The sequence below is a fragment of the Nonomuraea sp. NPDC050478 genome (assembly GCF_044458265.1).
Taxonomy (GTDB): Bacteria; Actinomycetota; Actinomycetes; order Streptosporangiales; family Streptosporangiaceae; genus Nonomuraea; species Nonomuraea ferruginea.
The window spans coordinates 69,620-90,332 of the sequence record NZ_JBITHT010000014.1; the positions used below are offsets into that span (position 1 = coordinate 69,620).

A 20,713-nucleotide genomic window follows, 5' to 3' on the forward strand; every position below is an offset into this window, starting at 1 on the left:
TCAGGTTTCCTCCCGGTTCAGGCCGGCCAGATAGGCGTCGAAGCGGTCCAGGCTGGTGGCGAAGCCCGCCCGCGCTTCGGCGCTGAGGTAGGCGGCCGGCACGTTGGTCTGGTGGGTGACCACCTCGGTGCGGCCGTCGCCCAGGTCGCGGAAGGTGATCGTGGTCTTCATGCCGCCCTCGACGCCCGGCTCGATCCACACCAGCCGCTCGGGGCGGCGCACCTCGGCGTAGGTGGCCTTCATCGTGTAGGTGCCGCCGTCGTCGCCGACCATCGTGGTCTCGAAGGCGCCGCCCGGCCGCAGGTCGACCACGATGCCGTCGAGCGGGGTGGTGGTGCCGGCCGGGCCCCAGAAGCGGGTGAGGTGCTCGGGCGTGGTCATGCAGTCGAACAGCAGCTCCGGCGACGCGCGGTGGACGCGCCGGTAGGTCATCTCGCCGGTCTCGGTCATGGCGTCTCCCCGTCCCGGTCGCGCAGGGCGGCCAGGTGCCGCTCCAGCCGGTCGTGGCGGTCGGCCCAGACCTGGCGGTGGCGGGCGATCCAGTCGGCGGCGGCTTCGAGCCGCTCGGTGTCGAGAGCGCACGGCCGCGACTGGGCGGTGCGGGTGCGGGTGATCAGGCGGGCGCGTTCGAGCACCTTCAGGTGTTTCGAGACGGCCTGCTGGGTCATCGCGAACGGCTCGGTGAGCTGGCTCACGGTCGCGTCGCCCTCGGCCAGGCGCTCCAGGATCGCGCGCCTGGTCGGGTCGGCGAGGGCCGTGAACACCAGGGACAGCTCGTCTTCGGCTACGGTCACACGCCGACCCTAGCCACAACCATTCGTTTGCACAACCATCTGGTTGTGAGAGGTCAGGGCCAGGTGGTGGCCTCGGCGTCGAAGCGGTCGCTCTCCGCGGGCAGGACGCAGAGCAGGTGGCCGCCGGGTGCGCGCAGGATCCGGCATTCCTGCCAGCGGGAGACCTCGGTGGCGCCGAGGGCCACCAGCCGGGCCGTCTCCGCGTCGACGTCGTCGGTCTCGATGTCCAGGTGGTAGCGCGGGGCGTCGTCGACGGACTGGACGGCGAGGTCGAGTCCGGAGACGGCGCCGGGGAAACTGGTGAACTGCTCGTAACCGGGCAGCGGCCGGGCGGGGACGCCGAGGGCGGCCGACCAGAAGGCGGTGGCCCGCTCGGCCTCGTCCGCCGGGGTGTCGATGAGGAGTGCGTAGACGCGACTTCTGTGCATGGAGATCACTTACCAGCCGGGCGGAAGAGGCGCCAGAAGGCGAGCGCGACGTCGGCCGACGGCGTGTCCCGTGAGTCGATCACCCAGTGGGCGATCACGCCGGTCAGTGCGCCGGCGAGGTAGGCGGCGTGCGTGCCGGGCGGCACGTCCGCGAAGCCGGCGGGCCGGGCGCCGGCGGCGAAGCGGGCTTCCAGCTCGCTGGTGAGCCGCTCTCTGAGCCGGGCGCAGAAGCGCGGGCTGCCCTGGGTGCCGAGCATGCACGCGTACAGCTCGGCGTTGCCGTCGATGTGCGCGAAGAGCGTGGTCAGGGGCTCGGGCGCAAGGTCGCGCGGGGCGTCCAGCGGGCAGAGTGCGGCGGCCCTGGCCACCTCGGCGACCGCCTCCTCCATGGCGTCGGCGGCCAGCGCGTCGACGTCCGGGTAGTGCAGGTAGAACGTGGCCCGGTTGACCCCGGCCCGCTTGGCGACGGCGGAGATCGTGATGGCGCCCAGGTCGCGCTCGGTGGCGAGGTCGAGGACGGCGGCGCGCAGGCTCGCCCGGGTGCGCCGGGCGCGTGGATCGTCGGGGTTCACGATGGTCACTATACGACAAATGTTGCTTAATCAACAGTTGACGCATAGATTGTCGGCATGCGAATCGAGATCTGGGCCGACGTGGTCTGCGGCTGGGCCTACATCGGCAAGCGGCGAGTGGAGAGAGCGCTCGAAGGGCTGGACGCCGAGGTCGTGTGGCGGCCGTTCCGCATCGACCCGATGGCGCCCGCGCAGGCGGTCCCGCACGAGGAGGCCATGGCCGACCCGACGGTCGACGCCGCCCTGCGCCGGTGCGCGCCCGATCTCACCCCCGGCGAGAACCGCGTGCGCGTGGCTCTCGTCGCCGCCGAGGAAGGCTTCGGCTGGACGTGGGGTCCCGCCTGGCGGGCCGACAGCCACGACGCCCACCGGCTGATCGCCCTCGCCCTGGAGCACGGCGGTCCCGGCCTGCAGGACGCGGTGGCCGAGCGGGTGATGAAGGCCCACTTCCTCGACCGGCTCGACATCAGCGACCGCGCGACCCTCCACCGGCTCGCCGCCGACGCGGGCTTCGCCGGCGGGGGCGCGCTGCTCGACGCCGGCGCGGGCGACGAGCTCGTACGGGAGCTGCTGCTCAAGGGCAAGGCCATGGGCGTCAGGACCTCGCCGACCATCGTCGCCGGGTCCGAGGCGCTGGCCGGGGCCCAGTCGGCGGAGGTGATCAGGGAGTTCGTGCTGGCGGCGCGGCCCGCGCGCCGGCTGCCCGAGGAGGTCGAGCGCTACCGCCACGCGGAGTCGCTGCTCGACCAGCGTGACCCGCTCGGCGCGCTGGCGCTGCTCAGGCCGCTGCTGGACGCGCACGGCGACGACCGCAACGTGCTCATGCTCGCCGGGCGCTGCTACTACCTGTCGGCGCAGCTCGGCCGTGCCCGCGCGGTGCTGGAGCGGCTGGTCGCGGCCACGCCGGACGACGCGTACGCGCGCCACCTGCTCGGCCGCACCCTCCAGCGCCAGGGCCACGCGGAGGAGGCCGGTCCGCACCTGCGGATGGCGGCGGTGATGGCACCGGAGTACGCCTGACGACCAGGCGCCCCCGGACGGTCAGGATGACGTGAGGATGGACAGGAGGTGGGTGACCTCGCGGGTGACGGCGTCCCGGCCGGACTTCACGTACTTGCGGGGGTCGACGACCGCGGCGTCGCGGGTGAGGTGGTCGCGGACGGCGCCGGTGAACGCCTTGTTGAGGTGGGTCGCGATGTTGATCTTCTTCATGCCGTTCCGTACGGCCTCGCGCAGGGTGTCGTCGGGCACCCCCGAGGAGCCGTGCAGGACCAGCGGGACCGGCAGCGCGGCCCGCAGCTCGGCGATGAGCGCCAGGTCGAGCACGGCGTCCTTGGTGGTCATCGCGTGGGAGGTGCCCACGGCCACGGCCAGCGCGTCCACGCCGGTCCTGGCGATGTAGTCCGCCGCCTCGTGGGGCTTGGTGCGGGCGCCGGGGGCGTGCACGCCGTCCTTGCCGCCGACCTCGCCCAGCTCGGCCTCCACCCAGACGCCGCGCGCGCGGCACCAGGCGGTCACCTCGGCGGTGGCGGCCACGTTCTCCTCGTCGGGCAGCGCGGAGGCGTCGAACATCACCGAGCCGAGCCCGAGCGCCACCGCCTCCTCGACCAGCGCGCGGTCGGTGGCGTGGTCCAGGTGCACGGCGACCGGCACCGAGGCCGCGCGGGCGACGGCGAGCGCGGCGAGCGCGACGGGCTCCAGCGCGCCGTGGTAGCGCACGCAGTTCTCGCTGATCTGCAGCACCACGGGCACGCCCAGGGCCTCGGCCCCGGCCACGATGGCGGTGGCGTGCTCAAGCTGGATCACGTTGAACGCGCCCACCCCGGCGGGGGACTGGCGGATGACGTCGCCGATTCCGGTGAGGGGCATGACGGGGGCTCCTTCAGACGATCTCGATCAGCGGGTGGACGGCCTCGTACACGCCCGGGTCGAAGGCGCCGGCGACCGGCGCGGCCACCGCGGCGGCGCCCAGCGCGGCCGCCCGGCGCAGCAGCTCGGGCCACGGCCCCGGGGCGACCAGGCCGAGCGCCAGCCCGGCCACCAGCGCGTCGCCGGCTCCGGTGGGGTTGCCGTCGACCGCGTACGGCATGCGGGCGCGGAACGTGCCGTCGGCCGTGACCGCCAGCGCCCCCGACGCGCCCAGCGACACGATCACCGCCCCGGCGCCGCGGTCGCGCAGGGCTTCGGCGCCCTCCTCCGGGCTGCCGTGCGGGACGGCCCTGGCCAGCTCCTCGGCGTTGGGCTTGATGATCGCGGGGCGGCCGTCGGGCGCGTGGCGGAGCGGCTCGCCGTCGGCGTCGACGATCGCGGGCACGCCCCGGTCACGGGCGAAGGCGGCCAGCGTGGCGTACGTGGTGGGGGGGAGTCCCCGCGGCAGGCTGCCCGACAGCACGACGGCCCGCGCCTCGCGCAGCAGCGCCTCGTACGTGCGCAGGAAGTCGGCGAACTCGTCCTCGCCCACCGTCGGCCCCGGCTCGTTGAAGAGCGTGTGCGCGGCGGGCTCGGCGACGACGAGCGTGGTGCGGGTCTCGCCCGCGACGGGCACCAGGGCGTGCGCCAGGCCCGCGGAGTCCAGGTCACGCTCGACGGCCCGGCCGGTGGGGCCGCCGGCCAGGCCGGTGACCAGCACGTCCTGGCCCAGGGCGGCCAGGACGCGGGCCACGTTGACGCCCTTGCCGCCAGCCCGCCGGTGGACCGCGGCGACGCGGTTCACCCCGTCCCAGGAGACCTGTGGCGTCTCGTAGGTGACGTCGAGTGCGGCGTTGAGCGTCACGGTGAGGATCATCAGGGCTCCGCGATCCAGACGCCGCGCTTCATCACGCCCGCCACCTCCAGGTCGCCGCCGAGCACCACCAGGTCGGCGTCCTTGCCGACGGCGATCGAGCCGGTCCGGCCGGACAGGCCGAGCACGCGGGCGGGAGTCAGCGACGTCATGCGCGACACCTCCGGCAGCGACAGACCCAGCTCGCGGACGGCCCGGCGGAAGGCGGTGTCCATGGTGAGCGTGGACCCCGCGATGGAGCCGCCCTCGGTCAGCCGGGCCACGCCGTCCACCACCCGCACCCGCATCGGGCCGAGGAGATACTCGCCGTCGCTCAGCCCGGTCGCCGAGATCGAGTCGGTGATCATCGCCACCCGGTCGGCCCCGGCCACCGCGCAGGCCAGGCGGAGCATGGCCGGGTGCACGTGCACGCCGTCGTTGATCAGCTCGACCGTGACCCGCTCGTCCTGCAGCAGCGCCGCGATCGGGCCGGGGTCGCGGTGACCGAGCTGCGGCATCGCGTTGTAGAGGTGAGTGGCCACGGTGGCGCCCGCCTCGATGCCGGCCAGCGTCCGCTCGTAGTCGGCAGCGCTGTGGCCGAGCGCGGCGACCACGCCTTCGGCGACGGCCATCCGGATCGTGTCGAGCGCGCCCGGCAGCTCGGCCGCGATCGTCAGCATCCGTACGTGCCCGCGCCCGGCCTTGACCAGCGCGGCGAACTCCGCCGGGGACGGCTCGCGCAGCAGCTCGGGGTCGTGCGCGCCGCAGCGCGCCCTGGCGATGTACGGGCCCTCGAAGTGGATGCCGGCCAGCAGGCCCTCGTCGCAGAGCTCGGCCAGCGACGCGGCGGCCGCGGCCAGGCGCTCGGGGGTGTCGGTGACCAGGCTGGCCACCGTCGTGGTGGTGCCGTGGCGCGCGTGCAGGGCCACCGCGTCGCGCGCCTTGTCCTGCTCGCCGGTGGGGAAGGACCCGCCCGCCCCGCCGTGGTTGTGCATGTCGACGAAGCCGGGCACGACGTGCCGCCCGCCCAGGCTGTGGCCGGGACGGGGGGCGGATCCGTGGCCGACATGCGTGATGCGGCCGTCCTCGATGGTCAGCCACCCCTCGTGGACTGCGTCGGGGGTCACGATGCGGGCGTCGGCGAGAGTAAGGCTCATGGAGAAAGGATCACAGATCGGGTGAGGTGGAGGGGCTCGTCGGGGTTGAGCCCGCGGGCGAACGCCCTGGCCACCGACACCCGCTGGGCGCGGACCAGCTCGGCCATCGGGTCCAGGTCGCTCTCGGTGAACGTGCCGCCGGTCGCCTCCACCTGCGCGCGCAGGCCCTCGGGGGCGGTGCCGAGCATCCAGGTGACGCGGCCGGGGCCGGCGATGCTGATCGGGCCGTGGCGGTACTCCATCGCCGGGTAGGCCTCGGTCCACGAGCGGGACGCCTCGCGCATCTTCAGCGCGGCCTCCTGCGCCAGCCCGACGGACCAGCCCGAGCCGAGGAAGGTGACCTGCTCGGCGGTGATCAGCTCGTCGGGCAGCGGCTCGGCCAGGGCCCGCTCGGCGTCGGCGATGACGGGCTCCAGGTCCTCGCCGAGGCTGGCGCGGAGCAGGGCGAGCTGGGTGGTGGCGAACCGGGTCTGCACGACCGAGCGCTCGTCGGCGTGGTCGAGCACGATCACCTGCCCGGCGGCCCGCATGATCGGCGACTCCGGGTCGGCGGTGATGGCCGTGGACGCGGTGTCGAGCCTGGACAGCAGGTCGAGCACCTCGGTGGTGGTGCCGGAGCGGCTCAGCGCCAGCACCCGGTCGTAGCGCCGCCCGGTGGGCGCCTCGGAGGCGGCGAAGGCGTCGGTCTCGCCCTGCCCGGCGCGTTCCCGCAGGGTCGCGTACGCCATCGCGATGAACCAGGAGGTGCCGCAGCCGACGACGGCGACCCGCTCTCCCGGGCGGGGCAGCGCGCCGGCGGGGACGCCGGCGACCGCTCGGCGCCAGCAGTCGGGCTGGGAAGCGATCTCGGCTTCGGTATGGGTGGTCACCGCTACCTCCGTAATGCTTGTTTCTGCATTTTTTATAGCATAAAAGTGCAAAATTGGGCACTGGTGGCTACCGATGCGAGGGTATGCCACGCTTGCCCCCTTGACGGATCTCCGAAGGAGGGTGATCGTGTCCCGATACGACCGGTGGAACGCGATCCTCGAGCTGCTCGCGCAAGAAGGCAGGCTCTCCGTCGAAGACGCGGCCCGCGCGCTCGACGTCTCCACCGCGACCATCCGCCGCGACTTCGACCAGCTCGCCCAGCAGCAGATGCTCATGCGCACGCGGGGAGGCGCGGTCGCCCAGAGCGTCAGCTACGACCTGCCGCTGCGCTACAAGACCGCCCGGCACGCCGACGAGAAGCACCGCATCGCGGCCGCCGCCGCCGAGCTGGTGCGGCCCGGCGCCGTGGTCGGGCTCAACGGCGGCACCACCACCTCCGAGCTGGCCCGAGCGCTGGCCACGCAGGCGACGCTGGAGTCGGGCTTCACGATCGTCACCAACGCGCTCAACATCGCCGCCGAGCTGGTGGTCCGGCAGCACGTGAAGATCGTGGTGACCGGCGGGGTGGCCAGGCCGCAGTCGTACGAGCTGATAGGACCGCTGGCCTCGGGCGTGCTGGAGGAGGTCACGCTCGACATAGCCTTCCTCGGCGTCGACGCGCTCGACGTGGAGCTGGGCGCCTCGGCGCACCACGAGGGCGAGGCGAGCGTCAACCACCTGCTCATCAGCCGGGCGGCGCAGGTCGCCGTGGTGGCGGACTCCTCGAAGCTGGGGAAGCGGGCATTTTCCCGTATCTGCCCCATCGAGGAGATCGACACCCTCGTCACCGACCAGCGGTTGCCCGAAGCCGACGCCGCCCGCTTCGCCGAGGCGGGCGTGAAGGTGATTCGCGCATAACGGGTAGGTATGGACCCAAGTCTCACAACGCAGGGGGAATGCGGATGGCCGCGGGTAAGTGCGTGGCCCGGCTCGGGCCCGTCGAGCGGGGGGCGGCGCTGGCGGCGATGGCGTCGCGCGAGCTGGACGTGGTCGTGGTCGGCGGCGGGGTGGTCGGCGCGGGCATCGCGCTCGACGCCGCCACGCGAGGGCTGGAGGTCGGGCTCGTCGAGGCCCGCGACTTCGCGTCGGGCACCTCCTCGCGCTCGTCCAAGCTGATCCACGGGGGCCTGCGCTATCTCGAACAGCTCAACTTCGACCTGGTCCGCGAGGCGTTGCAGGAGCGGGCGCTGCTGCTGCAGCGCATCGCCCCGCACCTGGTCCGGCCGGTGCCCTTCCTGTTCCCGCTGACCCACTTCGGGTGGGAGCGCCCGTACGTGGGAGCGGGCGTGATGCTCTACGACACGCTCGGCTTCGCCTCCGGGCTCACCAGGGGCGTGCCGGGGCACCGCCACCTGTCCAGGAAGCGGGCGCTGCGGCTGGCCCCGGCGCTGCGGAAGTCCGCCTTCACCGGCGCCGTGCAGTACTGGGACGCGCAGGTCGACGACGCCCGCTACGTGATGACGCTGCTGCGCACCGCCGCCACCTACGGCGCCCACGTGGCGCCGCGCGCCCAGGCGGTCGGGTTCCTGCGCGAGGGGGAGCGGGTGACCGGCGTGCGGGTGCGCGACCTGGAGTCCGGCGACGAGCTGGACGTGCGCGCGCAGCAGGTGGTCAACGCCACCGGCGTGTGGACCGACGACATCCAGGAACTCGTCGGCGGGCGCGGCCAGATCCACGTGCGCGCCTCCAAGGGCATCCACCTGCTGGTGCCGCGCGACCGCATCCACTCGCGCACCGGGCTCATCCTCCGTACGGAGAAGTCTGTGCTGTTCGTCATCCCGTGGGGCCGCCACTGGATCATCGGCACCACCGACACCGAGTGGACCCTGACCAAGGCGCACCCCGCCGCGTCCCGTGCCGACATCGACTACCTGCTCGACCACGTCAACGAGGTGCTCTCGGTGCCGTTGACCAGGGACGACGTGGAGGGCGTCTACGCGGGACTGCGGCCGCTGCTGTCCGGCGAGTCGGACCAGACGTCCAAGCTGTCGCGCGAGCACGTGGTCGCGCACCCGGTGCCGGGCCTGGTGATGACCGCGGGCGGCAAGTACACCACCTACCGGGTGATGGCCAAGGACGCCGTCGACGCCGTCGCCCACGGGCTCGACCAGCGGGTGCCGCCCTCGTGCACCGACCGCGTCGCGCTGGCCGGGGCGGAGGGCTACCAGGCGCTGTGGAACTCGCGTCACCGGATCGCGTACGACTCCGGCCTGCACGTGGCCAGGATCGAGCACCTGCTGCAGCGGTACGGCTCGATGATCGACGAGGTGCTGGCGCTGATCGAGGCCGACCCGTCGCTGGGCAAGCCGCTGCACGGGGCCGACGACTACCTGCGGGCCGAGATCGTCTACGCCGCCACCCACGAGGGCGCCCGCCACCTGAACGACGTGCTGACCAGGCGCACGCACATCTCCATCGAGACCTTCCACCGCGGCACGGCCGTCGCCCAGGAGGCGGCCGAACTGCTCGCCGGCCCGCTGGGCTGGGACGACGAGCAGGTCAAGCGCGAGGTCGAGTACTACACCAAGCGCATCGAGGCCGAGCGCCTGTCGCAGGAGCAGGACACCGACCAGGAGGCCGACGCCATCAGGCTCGGCGCCCCCGAGATCGTGCCGGTCGAGCCCTCGTCATGAGGTGAGCGGGATCCACGCCTGCTTCGCGAGCGTGGCCAGGTCGTTGACCTGCGCGCCCTCGTACGAGAACGTCCAGATCGAGTCGCCGATCACCATCGAGCGCTGGATGCCGGGCTGGTAGGCGAGGCCCTGCTCGGTGCGGCTCGGGTGCTGGATCGTGCCCGTCCTGGTCACCTCGGAGTCGGTGATCTTCAGTACGGTCGCGCCGGTCTCGAACGTGCCGTCGGCGTGGCTGCTGAGGGGGATGACCGCGGTGCCGGTCTTCGGCCAGTAGAGGAACGCGTGCGGGTCCCACTCGGCCTCGGAGCCGGAGTCCTTCTGGAACAGCTGCGAGAGCCTGCGCGGGTTCGCCGGGTCGCCGACGTCGAACAGCGAGATCTGCGTGCCGAGCGTCCGGCCCTCCGTGCTGGCCTCCTGCCCGACGCCGATCAGCCGCCCGTCGCCCGCCGGGTGCAGGTACGCCGAGTAGCCGGTGATCTTCAGCTCGCCGGTGACCTTCGGGGCGGCCGGGTCGCGCAGGTCCAGCGTGTAGAGCGGGTCCACCTGGCGGAACGTGACGACGTAGCCGACCGGGCCGATGAACCGGACCGAGTAGATCCGCTCGCCCTTGCCCAGCCCGCCGACCTGGCCGACGGTCTTCATGCCGGCGGCGTCGAGCACGTGCACGCTGCTGGAGCTGCTCCGGCCGTCGGCGGAGCCGAGCGTGGTGGCGACGCGCAGGTGGCCGTCGTGCTCCGAGAGCGAGTACTGGTTCAGCAGCCGCCCCGGCACCTTGCCGGAGGCCGCGTACGAGGGCGCGCCCGGCCCCGAGACGTCGAACCGGTGCACCTCGGTCTCCTCGGGCGGCGGCCCGCCGGGGGTGGGCTCGTCCGGTGAGGGCTCGGTCGCCGGGGCCTGCTCGACGTCCACCGGCTGGATCGGCCACCACCAGCGCGGGTTGCTCGCCACGTACAGGCTCTGGCCGGTGCCGTAGACGATGTCGCCGTCGGCGGCCAGCGCGATCGGGTCCGACCCGGCGGCGGTGACGCCCTGGGCCAGGTCGAGCGTGTGCAGGGTGAGCATCGAGGTGCCGGTGTACTCGGCCGGGTGGCTGACCCGCTCGCACGGCACCGTGGCCTTCCTGACGGCGCCCGACGCGTCGGTGATCTCGATCTCGGGCAGCCAGGCGGTCAGCGGGGCGCCGCGGACCACGGCCTGGTTCATGGCCTTGCGCTCGGCCTCGCCGACGTTCTCCTTGGCCTCGGGGAAGGCGATGGCGGGCTGGCCGCGGGTGACGAGCCGGACCGTTGAGCCCACCATGCGGGCGTCCACGTGGGCGCCCTCGGGCTTGATCGAACCGATCACCTTCGGCTCGCCCGCGAGGTCGACGAGCACGTACCGGGTCTGGCCCGGCGGCGCGAACCCGTCGGCGATCCGGGTGGTGGCCATGCCGCCGCCCTGGAGCAGCACCAGCGCCCGGTCACCGGAGACGAGCAGGTCGGCGGGGGAGTAGCCGCCGTCGTCGCCCTTCAGGTCGAGCGAGCCGGTGACCTTCCTGGTGGCGGTGTCGATGACCCGGAGGACGCCGCCGCTGACGGTGAAGACGCGGTCGCCGTCGGTCTTGACCAGGTCGGGCTCGTCCACGCCGGCCTCGTGCACGTTCGTGGTGGAGTGGTCGGGGGTCGCCTTGGCCGTGCTGTCCCTGGCCGCCGTCGCGTCCTCCATGTACATGATCTGCGGGCCGCCGAAGCCCCACGGGCCCACGTTCGCGGCCGCCTTCTCGCGCAACCCGGCCAGCAGCTCGTCGCAGTCGCTGTAGGAGACCAGGCGGACTTGCCCGAGCGGGGTGCTGGGCGCCTTGTCAGGGGGTGCCGAGGTGCAGGCGGCGAGAGCCGCCACGAGCGCGGCGGCAGCCGCGATCGGCCGGGTGAGCGTCTTCATGCCCTCACAACGGATCAGCCCGGCGACCGGTTCAAGGGTGAAGATCGGCTCTCCGCGGTGCGCCGACGTCCGCTGCCGATAACTACCGGTCGGTAGCCAACCCGAATATCCTTCTGGCATGCACGTCACCACCGGCAGAACCCGGCAGATCATCGCTCCGTTCACCGGCGAACCCCTCGCCGAACTCCCCCTGGCCGGCGCGGAAGATGTGCGCGAGGCGTACCGCAGAGCGCGGGCGGCGCAGGAGGAGTGGGCGGCCAGGCCCGTGCAGGAGCGGGTGAAGCCGTTCCTGCGGCTGCACGACGTGATCCTGGACCGGCGTGACGAGATCCTCGACCTGCTCCAGGACGAGACGGGCAAGGCCCGTTCGCACGCCTTCGAGGAGGTGCTCGACGTCGCGGGCTGCGTGCTCTACTACGCCCGCCGGGCGCCCGGACTGCTCGCCCCGCAGGGGCGCAAGGGCGCGTTCCCGATCGCCACCCGGGTGAGCGAGCTGCGCCGGCCCAAGGGCGTGGTCGCGCTCATCTCGCCGTGGAACTACCCGCTGTCGCTGGGCGTCACCGACGCCGTGCCCGCGCTGCTGGCCGGCAACGCGGTGGTGCACAAGCCCGACACCCAGACCACGCTGTCCACCCGGTGGGCCGTCGACCTGCTGGTGGAGCTCGGCATGCCGCGCGACCTCTGGCAGGTCGTGCCCGGCGAGCCTGACGAGATCGGCGAGGCGCTGCTCGACGGCGCCGACTACGTGGCCTTCACCGGCTCCACCCGCACCGGCAGGAAGATCGCCGAGGAGGCGGCCAAGCGGCTCGTCGGCTGCTCGCTGGAGCTCGGCGGCAAGAACCCGATGCTGGTGCTCGACGACGCCGACCTGGACCTGGCCGTGCAGGGCGCGATCCGCGCGTGCTTCGCCAACGCGGGCCAGCTGTGCGTCTCGATCGAGCGGCTGTACGTGCACACGTCGCTGTTCGAGGCGTTCGCCGACCGCTTCGCCCGCCAGGTGCGCAACATGAAGCTCGCCCCCGGCCGCGACTGGTCGGTCCAGATGGGCTCGCTGACCCACCGCCACCAGCTGGAGACCGTCACCCGGCACGTCAACGACGCCGTGGCCCGCGGCGCGACCGTGCTCGCCGGCGGGAAGGCCAGGCCGGACCTCGGGCCGCTGTTCTACGAACCGACCGTGCTGACCGGGGTCACCGACGACATGGAGCTCTGCCGCGACGAGACGTTCGGCCCGGTGGTGTCGCTCTACCCGTTCGCCTCCGACGACGAGGCGGTCGAGCTGGCCAACGACACGGCCTACGGCCTGAACGCCTCCATCTGGACCTCCGACACCTCCCGCGGCCGCGCGCTGGCCGCCCGGATCAAGGCCGGCACGGTCAACATCAACGAGGGGTACGGCGCCGCGTACGCCTCCTACGACGCCCCGATGGGCGGCATGAAGGCGTCCGGCCTGGGCCGCAGGCACGGCACGGAGGGCCTGCTGCGCTACACCGAGTCGCAGACCGTGGCTTCCCAGGCGTCCTGGCTGCGCATCGAGCCGCCGTTCGACCTGGCCCAGGAGACGTGGGCGGACGTGCTGACCACCACGCTCAAGGTGATGAAGTGGCTGAGGGTCAAGTGAGCGGGTTCGACGTCGTCGTCATCGGTTCCGGGTTCGGCGGCGGCGTCTCGGCGCTCCGGCTGGCCGAGAAGGGCTACCGGGTCGCGGTGCTGGAGGCGGGGCGGCGCTTCGACCGGTCCTCGCTGCCCGCGACCTCCTGGCGGTTGCGCGACTTCCTGTGGGCGCCGTGGCTGGGGATGAAGGGCATCCAGCGCATCCACCTGCTCCGCGGCGAGAAGGGCACCGGCGTGATGGTGCTCGCCGGGGCGGGCGTGGGCGGCGGGTCGCTGGTGTACGCCAACACGCTGTACGAGCCGCTCGACCCGTTCTACCGCGACCCGCAGTGGGCCTCGATCACCGACTGGAAGGCCGAGCTGGCGCCCTACTACGACCAGGCCAAGCGGATGCTCGGGGTGACGCCCAACCCCGCGCACACCCCGGCTGACGCGGTGATGCTGAAGATCGCCGATCGGATGGGCGTGGGCGGCACGTTCCGCCCGGCCCCCGTCGGCGTCTACTTCGGGCCCGACGGCGCCGACCCGTACTTCGGCGGCGCGGGCCCCGAACGGCGCGGCTGCGTCCAGTGCGGCGAGTGCATGACCGGCTGCCGCCACGGCGCCAAGAACACGCTCACCGAGAACTACCTCTACCTGGCCGAGCGGGCCGGCGCCCGGGTCTACGCCGAGTGCACGGTCACCTCGGTGCGTCCGCTGCCGTCCGGCGGCTACGAGGTGCTGGCCCGGCGGACCGGCTCGGCCAGGCGGCGCCGGGTCTTCACCGCCCGGCAGGTGATCTTCGCGGCCGGGGCCTGGGGCACGCAACGACTGCTGCACCGGCTGCGCGACGACGGCACGCTGCCCCGGATCTCGCCCCGGCTGGGCACGCTCACCCGTACCAACTCCGAGGCGCTGCTCGGCTTCGAGCGGCCGTCGCGCGGCGGCGAGAAGCTCAACGCCGGGGTGGCGATCACGTCGTCCTTCCACCCGGACGCCGAGACGCACATCGAGCCGGTCCGCTACGGCGACGGCTCCAACGCGATGGGCCTGCTGCGCACGCTGCTGATCGACGGCGGCCAGAACCGGTGGAAGGCGTTCGCCCGCGAGGCCGCCCGCCGTCCGCTGCGCGCGCTCGGGCTGCTCGACCTGCGCGGCTGGTCCGAGCGGTCGCTGATCGCGCTGGTCATGCAGGCCAAGGACAACTCGATCACGGTACGGCGCGGCCGGTTCGGGCTGCGTTCCACCCGGGGGCACGGCGAGCCGAACCCCACCTGGATCCCGGCGGGCCACGAGGCGGTGCGGATCGGGGCCGAGGAGGTCGGCGGCGAGCCGCGCGGGTCGTGGCTGGACCTGTTCGACATCCCCGCGACCGCGCACTTCCTCGGCGGCTGCGCGATCGGCGCCTCGCCGGGGGAAGGCGTGATCGACCCGTACCACCGGCTCTACGGGTACGAGGGCCTGCACGTCGTGGACGGGTCCTCGATCGCCGCCAACCTGGGCGTGAACCCGTCGCTGACCATCACCGCGCTGGCCGAGCGGGCCATGGCGCTCTGGCCGAACGCGGGCGAGCCCGACGCCCGCCCGCCGCTCGGCACGGCCTACCGGCCCCTGCCCCCGATCCCCCCGCGCAGCCCAGCGGTCCCCGCCACGGCCCCCGCCGCGCTCCGGCTGATCACCCGCTGACCGCCTCGATCTCGTCCAGGAGCGCCGTCAGGGTGGCGTCGTCCGTGGCCGGGGCCATCACCGTGATCCGCAGGTGGCGGACCCCGGCCAGTTCGGTCGAGGTGAGGTAGAAGGTGCCGTCGCGCATCAGCCGTTCGCGGATCGCCACCTGGTCGCCGTCGCCGTGGCGGAAGCACACGATGTTGCTCTCCGGCTCGTACGGCACCGTGAACCCGGGGCGTTCGCGGGCCAGCTCCCAGAACCGGTGGGCGGTGTCGTACCGGGAGGCCACGTAGTCGCCGAGGCCGCGCTCGCCGCGCCAGGCCAGGTTCATGAACACTTTCAGCCCCAGCTCGGCCTTGGTGCACTCGACCGTACGGGCGATCTGGTCGAAGCCCTGGTCGCCGTAGAACAGGTAGCTGGCCTCCTGCTTGAAGGCCGCGTCCAGGTCGCTCTCCCTGCGCACCAGCACCGCCGCCGACAGGGCCGAGGTGCGCAGCATCTTGTGCGCGTCCCAGATCACCGAGTCGGCCAGCCCGATGCCGTCGAGCAGGTGGGCGTGCCGGTCCGACAGCAGGGCCGAGGCGCCGTGCGCGCCGTCGACGTGGAACCAGACCTCCCGCTCGCGGCACCACTCGCCGATCGCCCGCAGATCGTCGTACAGTCCGGTGCCGGTGGCGCAGGCCGCCGCGACCAGCGCCATCACCCGCTTGCCCGAGATGTCCGGCAGTCTGGCCGGGTCGATCCGGCCCAGTTCGTCCGTCTCCAGCGGCACCACCGCGCGCTGCCCGAGCCCGAGTATCGAGACCGCGCGGGAGATCGAGTAGTGCGCCGACGGCGAGGCCAGGATCACCAGGTCGCCCGGCACGCCCTCCTCCCACGCCTCCGGCGCCACCCGCGCCCTGGCCGCCAGCATCGCCGTCAGGTTGGCCAGCGAGCCGCCGTGCGTCAGCACGCCGCCGCCGGCCGGGAAGCCCACCTTGTCCAGCATCCAGCGCAGGACCTCGAACTCGACCGTGGCCGCCGAGGCGCCCATCTCGTAGATGTTCATCGGGTTGTTGATCGCGCCGTGCACGAGGTCGGCCAGCGCGGCGGGGAAGTCGGGGGAGGCGGTCTGGTGGGCCAGGAACGCCGGGTGGTGCAGCCGCGTGCTCTCGGCGAGGAAGGCGCGCAGGAAGCCGCGGTACGACGCGGGGGTCATGCCGCCCTTGACGATCAGCTCACGCAGGCCCAGCCGGTCCGCCAGCTCGCGCGGCGGCGTGCGCCTGAGCACGGGGGCCTCGCCCCGCTGGCTCTCCGCCACGTAGGCGGACAGCTCCTCGACCGTGATGCCGGCCGACTCGGTGAACTCCTCAACGTTCCACATATCTCGAAATAGTGAGGACATCATCGGCGTGCGGCTAGTGTGGCCGAATTGGAGGGCAATTTCCATGCATAACGCCGAACTGGATTCGATCGACCTGGCCATCCTGGCGGCACTCCAGCGCGACGCCCGGCTGCCGAACAAGGATCTCGCCGAGCGGCTCGGCGTCGCGCCCTCCACCGCGCTCGAACGGGTGCGCGCGCTGCGGCGGCGCGGGATCATCACCGGCTTCCGCGCCTCGGTCGACGTCGCCAAGCTGGGCCGGCCGCTGCAGGCGCTGCTCGCGCTGCGGGTACGGCCGCACACGAGCCAGCTCGTCGACCCGCTGCGGAGCTTCGTGCTGTCGCTGCCCGAGACGATCACGCTCTTCCACGTGGCCGGCGCCGAGGACTTCCTGGTGCACGTGGCCGTGGCCGACGCCGAGCACCTGCACCGGCTCTGCCTGGAGAGGTTCCTGGTACGGCCCGAGATCGTGCACCTGCAGACCACCTTGATCTTCAAGAGTGAGGATCAACCCGTCCAGCGGCCCTCCGAAATGTGAAAATATCCGCCCATGGCCCTGCGGATCACCACCCTCTCCGAGCGCCCCGAGTTCATCCCCACCCTGTGGGACATGGACCACTCCTGGCCGGAGTTCATGATGAAGGACCCGATCGCCGACTTCTTCTACGCGGTCGCCGACACGGCCTACACCGACTACGTCCTGGTCGCCGACGACGACGCCGAGCCGGGCCGGCTGGCCGCGCGGGGCTGCACGATGCCGTTCACGCTCAAGGACGGCGAGCTGCCCGACGACGGCTGGGACGGCGTCATCAGGCGCGCCTGGCTGACCCGCGAGCGCGGCGAGCGCCCCGGCCGGATCTCCGCCCTGGAGATCACCGTCCGCCGCGACCTGCTCGGCAAGGGCGTCTCGCCGCTCATGGTGGCCGCCATGCGCGCCAACGCCGCCCGCCTCGGCTTCGACGAGCTGGTCGCGCCGGTCCGCCCCAACCACAAGCACCTGGAGCCGCACACCCCCATGGCGGAGTACGCCTTCCGCACCCGCCCCGACGGGCTGCCGCACGACCCGTGGCTGCGCGTCCACGTACGGGCGGGCGGCGAGATCGTCAAGGTGGCGCCGCGCTCGATGACGATCGCCGGCACGCTCGCCGAGTGGCGCGGGTGGACAGGCCTGCCGTTCGACCGGCCGGGCCCGGCGGAGGTGCCGGGCGCGCTCAACCCCGTCCACGTCGAACCCGGCCACGATCACGCCGTCTACGTCGAGCCCAACGTCTGGGTCAGCCACCCACTCGGCCGCTAGCGTTTCCGGCATGACGGAACTTCAGCCCAGATTGCGGGCCATCACCGACCTGATGGTCCCGGAAGCACGCGAGTCAGGCGGACGGCACGAGTACGACGGCGCCATCCAGGACCTGTCTCCCGAGGGCGTGCGCGCCGGCCTGACCCGGCTCGGCGACGGCGACCTGCCGGAAGACCCCCACGACGCCCGCCACCTCCAGGTCTTCGAGGAGGGCCTGCGTTTCGAGCTCGGCGAGCTCGCGCTGCACCGCAAGAACCCGCTGCTCCACCTGTCCAACCTGGACCTCGCCTGCTACGACCGCGACTACGGCCCCGAGGAGCAGCGCGCCGCCGCCAAGGCCGCCCACCTGGCGCTCTGGCCGGAAGCGGTACGGCACGCGACCGCCTCGCTCGACCAGGTCAGCGCCCCCGTGGCGCAGTCCCTGCGCGGCGCGGTCAAGGGCCTGGCCGCAGGCGTCACCGACCAGGCCGCTCTGGAGGCGCACACCCGCCTGGTCGCCCACGTCGAGCGGGCGGCGGAGACCGGCGACCCGGACGCCGCGCTCGGCGCGGACGCCCTGGCCCGGCTCATGGGCACCGTCGAGGGCCTGGACGTCGACCTGGGCAGGCTGGCCGAGCGCGCCGACGCCGAGCGCGACCGCCTGACGGCCCGCCTCGCCGACGCCTGCGACCGGCTCGGCCAGGGCGGCAGGCCGCCGCTGGACGTGGTCCGCGAGCTGGTCAAGCAGCACCCCGACGCCGACGGCGTGATCGAGGCGGCCAGGATCGGCACCGAGAAGGCCATCGCGTTCACCCGCGAGAAGGACCTGGTGCCCTACCACGACGGCACGTGCCTGGTCGGCCTCGCCCCCGAGTCACGCCGCTGGGCGATGGCGATGATGTCGTGGAACGCCCCCGGCGAACCCGAAGGCCCGTCCTGGTACCACATCACCCCGCCCGACCCGTCCTGGCCGAAACAGGACGTCGACGAGTGGCTGGAGGTCTTCAGCGAGACCACGCTGCCCGCCATCAACGTGCACGAGGTCGCGCCCGGCCACTTCTCCCACGGCCTGGCCCTGCGCCGGGCGCCGTCGGACGTGCGGCGGCTGCTGCAGTCGTTCTCGTTCGCCGAGGGCTGGGCGCACTACGCCGAGGAGCTCTGCGTCGAGGAGGGGTTCGAGGCGGGCGACCCGCGCTTCGAGATCGGCGTCTGGGTGGAGGCGCTCATCCGCGTCACCCGGCTGGCCTGCGCGATCGGCGTGCACACCGGCGCGATGACCGTCGAGGACGCGGCCGCCCGCTTCGCCTCCCACACCCACCTGGCGGGCCCCGCCGCGATGGCCGAGGCAAGGCGGGCCACCTTCGATCCCACGTACGGGCGCTACACCTGGGGCAAGCTGATCATCATGGATCTGCGCGAGCAGGCCAGGCAGGCGTGGGGCGCGGGCTTCACACTCCAGCGCTTCCATAAGTCCCTGCTCGACCTCGGGTCGCCGCCGCTCGGTCTGCTGTCGATAGACTGAGTGCACCGCATTCGCCTTTGGGGGGTTCCTTCGGTGTCTGAGTTCGACACGGTCCTGGTGGTCGACTTCGGCGCGCAGTACGCGCAGCTCATCGCCAGGCGGGTGCGCGAGTGCCACGTCTACTCCGAGATCGTCCCGTCGACCATGACGGTCGAGGAGATGATGGCGAAGAACCCCAAGGCGATCATCCTGTCCGGCGGTCCCTCGTCCGTCTACGCCGACAACGCCCCCGACGTGCCCCACGGCCTCTTCGAGACCGGGGTGCCCACGTTCGGCATCTGCTACGGCTTCCAGGCGATGGCGAGGGCCCTGGGCGGCGAGGTGGCCCGCACGGGCGTCGCCGAGTACGGCGGCACCTCCCTGGAGGTCCTCGACGAGGGCGTGATCTTCGCGGGCCTCCCGTCGGCCCAGAAGGTCTGGATGTCCCACGGCGACAGCGTCGCCGCCGCCCCCGAGGGCTTCCTGGTGACCGCCTCGACCCGCGAGACCCCGGTCGCCGCCTTCGAGCACCCCGGCCGCGGCCTCTACGGCGTGCAGTTCCACCCCGAGGTCCTCCACAGCGAGCACGGCCAGCAGGTGCTCAAGCACTTCCTGGAAGCGGCCGGCTGCCGCCCCAGCTGGACCATGCTCAACATCGTCGAGGAGTCCGTCGAGGCGGTCCGCCGCCAGGTCGGCGACGGCCGCGCCATCTGCGCCCTGTCCGGCGGCGTCGACTCCGCGGTGGCCGCTGCGATCGTGCAGCGGGCCATCGGTGATCGGCTGACGTGTGTGTTCGTCGACCACGGGCTGCTCCGCAAGGGGGAGGCGGAGCAGGTCGAGCGCGACTTCGTGGCCGCCACCGGGGTGCGGCTGCGGGTGGTCGACGCCTCGGATCGTTTCCTGAAGGCTCTCGAAGGGGTCTCCGACCCGGAGGAGAAGCGCAAGATCATCGGCCGGGAGTTCATCCGGGTCTTCGAGGACGAGCAGCGCGCCATCATGGCCGACGGCCCGGTGGACTTCCTGGTGCAGGGGACGCTCTATCCGGACGTGGTGGAGTCCGGCGGGGGCACGGGCACGGCCAACATCAAGTCCCACCACAACGTGGGCGGGCTGCCTGAGGACCTGCAGTTCAAGCTGGTGGAGCCGCTGCGCACGCTCTTCAAGGACGAGGTGCGGCGGGCCGGCGAGGAGCTCGGGCTGCCGTCGGCGATGGTGTGGCGCCAGCCGTTCCCGGGGCCGGGTCTCGGCATCCGCATCGTGGGCGAGGTCACGCGGGAGCGTCTCGACCTGCTGCGTGAAGCCGACGCGATCGCTCGTGAGGAGCTGTCGCGGGCGGGGCTCGACCGGGAGATCTGGCAGTGCCCGGTGGTGCTGCTCGCCGACGTGCGCTCTGTGGGGGTGCAGGGGGATGGTCGTACGTACGGGCATCCGGTGGTGCTGCGGCCGGTGACGTCCGAGGACGCGATGACGGCTGACTGGTCGCGGGTGCCCTACGACGTGCTGTCGCGGATCTCCACGCGGATCACGAACGAGGTGCGCGAGGTCAACCGGGTGGTGCTGGACGTCACCAGCAAGCCCCCGGGCACCATCGAGTGGGAGTGACCCCGGGCCGGCGATCAGCCGGGATGGACCGTGGGCGGGATGATCTCGTAACGCGCGACCTTCTCCCGGGGAGTGGCTCTGCGTTGCTCCATGGTGACGAAGTCCCCGTGGGCGGGCACGGTCACCCGGGAGAAGAAGACTCCTTTCCTGCAGTGGTCGCACCAGAACTCCGCCCTGCCCACCGACGTGTCGTCCGCCGGCACCACGAACAGCAGGCGTAGCGCCGGTCGGCCGCAGCTGGGGCAAGGGGAGGCGCTGAGGGACCGAGGGTCCTTCTCCGCCTCGACATAGGCGTGGAGCCACTTATCGTAGAGCTCACTCATGGATTTTCTCGGTGGGCGATCCCGTCACGCCTCAGGCGGGATGACGCGGAAGTTCGGGATGTGCTCGTATCCCTCCGCCAGGTCTCCGCTGATTCGCTCTGCGCCCGCGGGAATATGCCCCGCGTTCCGCAGCTAATCCGTGATCCAGGGCATGTTCGGGTGCGAAACCGCAGGTCGGTGGCTTGCGACTTTGTGGAAACGGCGGAAGGCCCT

20 protein-coding genes are annotated in these 20,713 nt (G+C 72.6%); 9 read left to right on the plus strand and 11 right to left on the minus strand.

The genetic code is table 11. From position 1 onward, the window contains the following. The 4 genes from ACIBF7_RS43650 to ACIBF7_RS43665 are packed head-to-tail and all read right to left on the minus strand — an operon-like array spanning position 1 to position 1,794. A complete protein-coding gene (locus ACIBF7_RS43650; RefSeq protein ID WP_397199765.1) occupies positions 1-450 on the minus strand; it encodes an SRPBCC domain-containing protein in 450 nt (149 codons plus the stop codon). Further along, positions 447-794 (minus strand): ArsR/SmtB family transcription factor, encoded by a 348-nt coding sequence (locus ACIBF7_RS43655; RefSeq protein ID WP_397199766.1) that lies wholly within the window; start codon positions 792-794, stop codon positions 447-449. The genes ACIBF7_RS43650 and ACIBF7_RS43655 overlap by 4 nt, the downstream gene beginning before the upstream one ends. A 53-nt stretch (positions 795-847) precedes the next feature. Next, positions 848-1,222, minus strand: a complete 375-nt coding sequence (locus ACIBF7_RS43660; protein WP_364225226.1) for a VOC family protein — start codon at positions 1,220-1,222, stop codon at positions 848-850. Positions 1,223-1,227: 5 nt separating this feature from the next. Next, on the minus strand, positions 1,228-1,794 hold the full coding sequence (locus ACIBF7_RS43665) for a TetR/AcrR family transcriptional regulator (RefSeq protein ID WP_397199767.1): 567 nt from the start codon (positions 1,792-1,794) through the stop codon (positions 1,228-1,230). A 57-nt stretch (positions 1,795-1,851) separates the two neighbouring features. On the opposite strand from ACIBF7_RS43665, the gene ACIBF7_RS43670 reads away from it, so the two are divergent. After that, positions 1,852-2,814: a DsbA family protein gene (locus tag ACIBF7_RS43670; protein WP_397199768.1), complete on the plus strand. Its 963-nt coding sequence runs from the start codon at positions 1,852-1,854 to the stop codon at positions 2,812-2,814. 21 nt (positions 2,815-2,835) lie between these two features. Here ACIBF7_RS43670 and ACIBF7_RS43675 read toward each other — a convergent pair whose 3' ends face one another. Genes ACIBF7_RS43675 through ACIBF7_RS43690 form a run of 4 tightly spaced genes read right to left on the minus strand, consistent with a single transcriptional unit; the run spans position 2,836 to position 6,581 of the window. Continuing rightward, positions 2,836-3,663, minus strand: coding sequence for a ketose-bisphosphate aldolase (locus tag ACIBF7_RS43675; protein ID WP_397199769.1), 828 nt, complete (start codon positions 3,661-3,663; stop codon positions 2,836-2,838). A gap of 13 nt (positions 3,664-3,676) precedes the next feature. Next, the gene (locus ACIBF7_RS43680; RefSeq protein ID WP_397199770.1) at positions 3,677-4,579 is read right to left on the minus strand and encodes a 1-phosphofructokinase family hexose kinase; all 903 of its coding nucleotides are present in this window, start codon (positions 4,577-4,579) and stop codon (positions 3,677-3,679) included. Continuing rightward, positions 4,579-5,712: an N-acetylglucosamine-6-phosphate deacetylase gene (gene nagA, locus ACIBF7_RS43685; protein WP_397199771.1), complete on the minus strand. Its 1,134-nt coding sequence runs from the start codon at positions 5,710-5,712 to the stop codon at positions 4,579-4,581. Before nagA ends, ACIBF7_RS43680 begins: the two co-directional genes overlap by 1 nt. Continuing rightward, positions 5,709-6,581 carry an SIS domain-containing protein gene (locus ACIBF7_RS43690; protein WP_148036844.1) on the minus strand — a complete coding sequence of 291 codons (873 nt, stop codon included), beginning with the start codon at positions 6,579-6,581 and terminating at the stop codon, positions 5,709-5,711. Before ACIBF7_RS43690 ends, nagA begins: the two co-directional genes overlap by 4 nt. 127 nt (positions 6,582-6,708) lie before the next feature. Here ACIBF7_RS43690 and ACIBF7_RS43695 point away from each other — a divergent pair, with 127 nt between their 5' ends. Continuing rightward, the gene (locus ACIBF7_RS43695) at positions 6,709-7,479 is read left to right on the plus strand and encodes a DeoR/GlpR family DNA-binding transcription regulator (protein WP_148036845.1); all 771 of its coding nucleotides are present in this window, start codon (positions 6,709-6,711) and stop codon (positions 7,477-7,479) included. A 44-nt stretch (positions 7,480-7,523) separates the two neighbouring features. Then, the gene (locus ACIBF7_RS43700; RefSeq protein WP_148036846.1) at positions 7,524-9,254 is read left to right on the plus strand and encodes a glycerol-3-phosphate dehydrogenase/oxidase; all 1,731 of its coding nucleotides are present in this window, start codon (positions 7,524-7,526) and stop codon (positions 9,252-9,254) included. On the opposite strand, the gene ACIBF7_RS43705 is transcribed toward ACIBF7_RS43700, so the two are convergent. Further along, complete coding sequence (locus tag ACIBF7_RS43705; RefSeq protein ID WP_148036847.1) at positions 9,249-11,174, minus strand: beta-propeller domain-containing protein; 1,926 nt, start codon at positions 11,172-11,174, stop codon at positions 9,249-9,251. The genes ACIBF7_RS43700 and ACIBF7_RS43705 overlap by 6 nt on opposite strands. A gap of 118 nt (positions 11,175-11,292) precedes the next feature. Here ACIBF7_RS43705 and ACIBF7_RS43710 point away from each other — a divergent pair, with 118 nt between their 5' ends. Both ACIBF7_RS43710 and ACIBF7_RS43715 read left to right on the plus strand, forming a co-directional pair. Further along, on the plus strand, positions 11,293-12,795 hold the full coding sequence (locus ACIBF7_RS43710) for a succinic semialdehyde dehydrogenase (RefSeq protein ID WP_397199772.1): 1,503 nt from the start codon (positions 11,293-11,295) through the stop codon (positions 12,793-12,795). Further along, the gene (locus ACIBF7_RS43715) at positions 12,777-14,453 is read left to right on the plus strand and encodes an FAD-dependent oxidoreductase (protein WP_397199773.1); all 1,677 of its coding nucleotides are present in this window, start codon (positions 12,777-12,779) and stop codon (positions 14,451-14,453) included. The genes ACIBF7_RS43710 and ACIBF7_RS43715 overlap by 19 nt, the downstream gene beginning before the upstream one ends. On the opposite strand, the gene ACIBF7_RS43720 is transcribed toward ACIBF7_RS43715, so the two are convergent. Next, positions 14,443-15,798: a pyridoxal-dependent decarboxylase gene (locus ACIBF7_RS43720; protein ID WP_187281618.1), complete on the minus strand. Its 1,356-nt coding sequence runs from the start codon at positions 15,796-15,798 to the stop codon at positions 14,443-14,445. The genes ACIBF7_RS43715 and ACIBF7_RS43720 overlap by 11 nt on opposite strands. Positions 15,799-15,862: 64 nt before the next feature. Here ACIBF7_RS43720 and ACIBF7_RS43725 point away from each other — a divergent pair, with 64 nt between their 5' ends. From ACIBF7_RS43725 to guaA, 4 genes are read left to right on the plus strand one after another with little or no spacing between them, the layout of a single operon-like run. Then, positions 15,863-16,336, plus strand: coding sequence for an Lrp/AsnC family transcriptional regulator (locus tag ACIBF7_RS43725; RefSeq protein WP_246639931.1), 474 nt, complete (start codon positions 15,863-15,865; stop codon positions 16,334-16,336). 12 nt (positions 16,337-16,348) lie between these two features. Then, complete coding sequence (locus ACIBF7_RS43730; RefSeq protein ID WP_397199774.1) at positions 16,349-17,095, plus strand: N-acetyltransferase; 747 nt, start codon at positions 16,349-16,351, stop codon at positions 17,093-17,095. Between the two features lie 10 nt (positions 17,096-17,105). Then, positions 17,106-18,596, plus strand: a complete 1,491-nt coding sequence (locus tag ACIBF7_RS43735; RefSeq protein ID WP_397199775.1) for a DUF885 family protein — start codon at positions 17,106-17,108, stop codon at positions 18,594-18,596. 9 nt (positions 18,597-18,605) lie between these two features. After that, positions 18,606-20,177 (plus strand): glutamine-hydrolyzing GMP synthase, encoded by a 1,572-nt coding sequence (gene guaA, locus ACIBF7_RS43740; RefSeq protein WP_378525324.1) that lies wholly within the window; start codon positions 18,606-18,608, stop codon positions 20,175-20,177. Between the two features lie 14 nt (positions 20,178-20,191). Here the strand turns inward: guaA and ACIBF7_RS43745 are convergent, their stop codons facing one another. Further along, positions 20,192-20,500 (minus strand): hypothetical protein, encoded by a 309-nt coding sequence (locus ACIBF7_RS43745; RefSeq protein ID WP_397199776.1) that lies wholly within the window; start codon positions 20,498-20,500, stop codon positions 20,192-20,194. Positions 20,501-20,713 lie beyond the last annotated feature (213 nt).

Excerpts from the sequence above, each read along its gene's own strand:
- ACIBF7_RS43650 (WP_397199765.1), bottom strand. The coding sequence starts at position 450 with ATGACCGAGACCGGCGAGATGACCTACCGGCGCGTCCACCGCGCGTCG.
- ACIBF7_RS43660 (WP_364225226.1), bottom strand. The coding sequence starts at position 1,222 with ATGCACAGAAGTCGCGTCTACGCACTCCTCATCGACACCCCGGCGGAC.
- ACIBF7_RS43670 (WP_397199768.1), top strand. The coding sequence starts at position 1,852 with ATGCGAATCGAGATCTGGGCCGACGTGGTCTGCGGCTGGGCCTACATC.
- ACIBF7_RS43675 (WP_397199769.1), bottom strand. The coding sequence starts at position 3,663 with ATGCCCCTCACCGGAATCGGCGACGTCATCCGCCAGTCCCCCGCCGGG.
- ACIBF7_RS43680 (WP_397199770.1), bottom strand. The coding sequence starts at position 4,579 with ATGATCCTCACCGTGACGCTCAACGCCGCACTCGACGTCACCTACGAG.
- nagA (WP_397199771.1), bottom strand. The coding sequence starts at position 5,712 with ATGAGCCTTACTCTCGCCGACGCCCGCATCGTGACCCCCGACGCAGTC.
- ACIBF7_RS43700 (WP_148036846.1), top strand. The coding sequence starts at position 7,524 with ATGGCCGCGGGTAAGTGCGTGGCCCGGCTCGGGCCCGTCGAGCGGGGG.
- ACIBF7_RS43705 (WP_148036847.1), bottom strand. The coding sequence starts at position 11,174 with ATGAAGACGCTCACCCGGCCGATCGCGGCTGCCGCCGCGCTCGTGGCG.
- ACIBF7_RS43710 (WP_397199772.1), top strand. The coding sequence starts at position 11,293 with ATGCACGTCACCACCGGCAGAACCCGGCAGATCATCGCTCCGTTCACC.
- ACIBF7_RS43720 (WP_187281618.1), bottom strand. The coding sequence starts at position 15,798 with ATGTGGAACGTTGAGGAGTTCACCGAGTCGGCCGGCATCACGGTCGAG.
- ACIBF7_RS43725 (WP_246639931.1), top strand. The coding sequence starts at position 15,863 with ATGCATAACGCCGAACTGGATTCGATCGACCTGGCCATCCTGGCGGCA.
- ACIBF7_RS43730 (WP_397199774.1), top strand. The coding sequence starts at position 16,349 with ATGGCCCTGCGGATCACCACCCTCTCCGAGCGCCCCGAGTTCATCCCC.
- ACIBF7_RS43735 (WP_397199775.1), top strand. The coding sequence starts at position 17,106 with ATGACGGAACTTCAGCCCAGATTGCGGGCCATCACCGACCTGATGGTC.
- ACIBF7_RS43745 (WP_397199776.1), bottom strand. The coding sequence starts at position 20,500 with ATGAGTGAGCTCTACGATAAGTGGCTCCACGCCTATGTCGAGGCGGAG.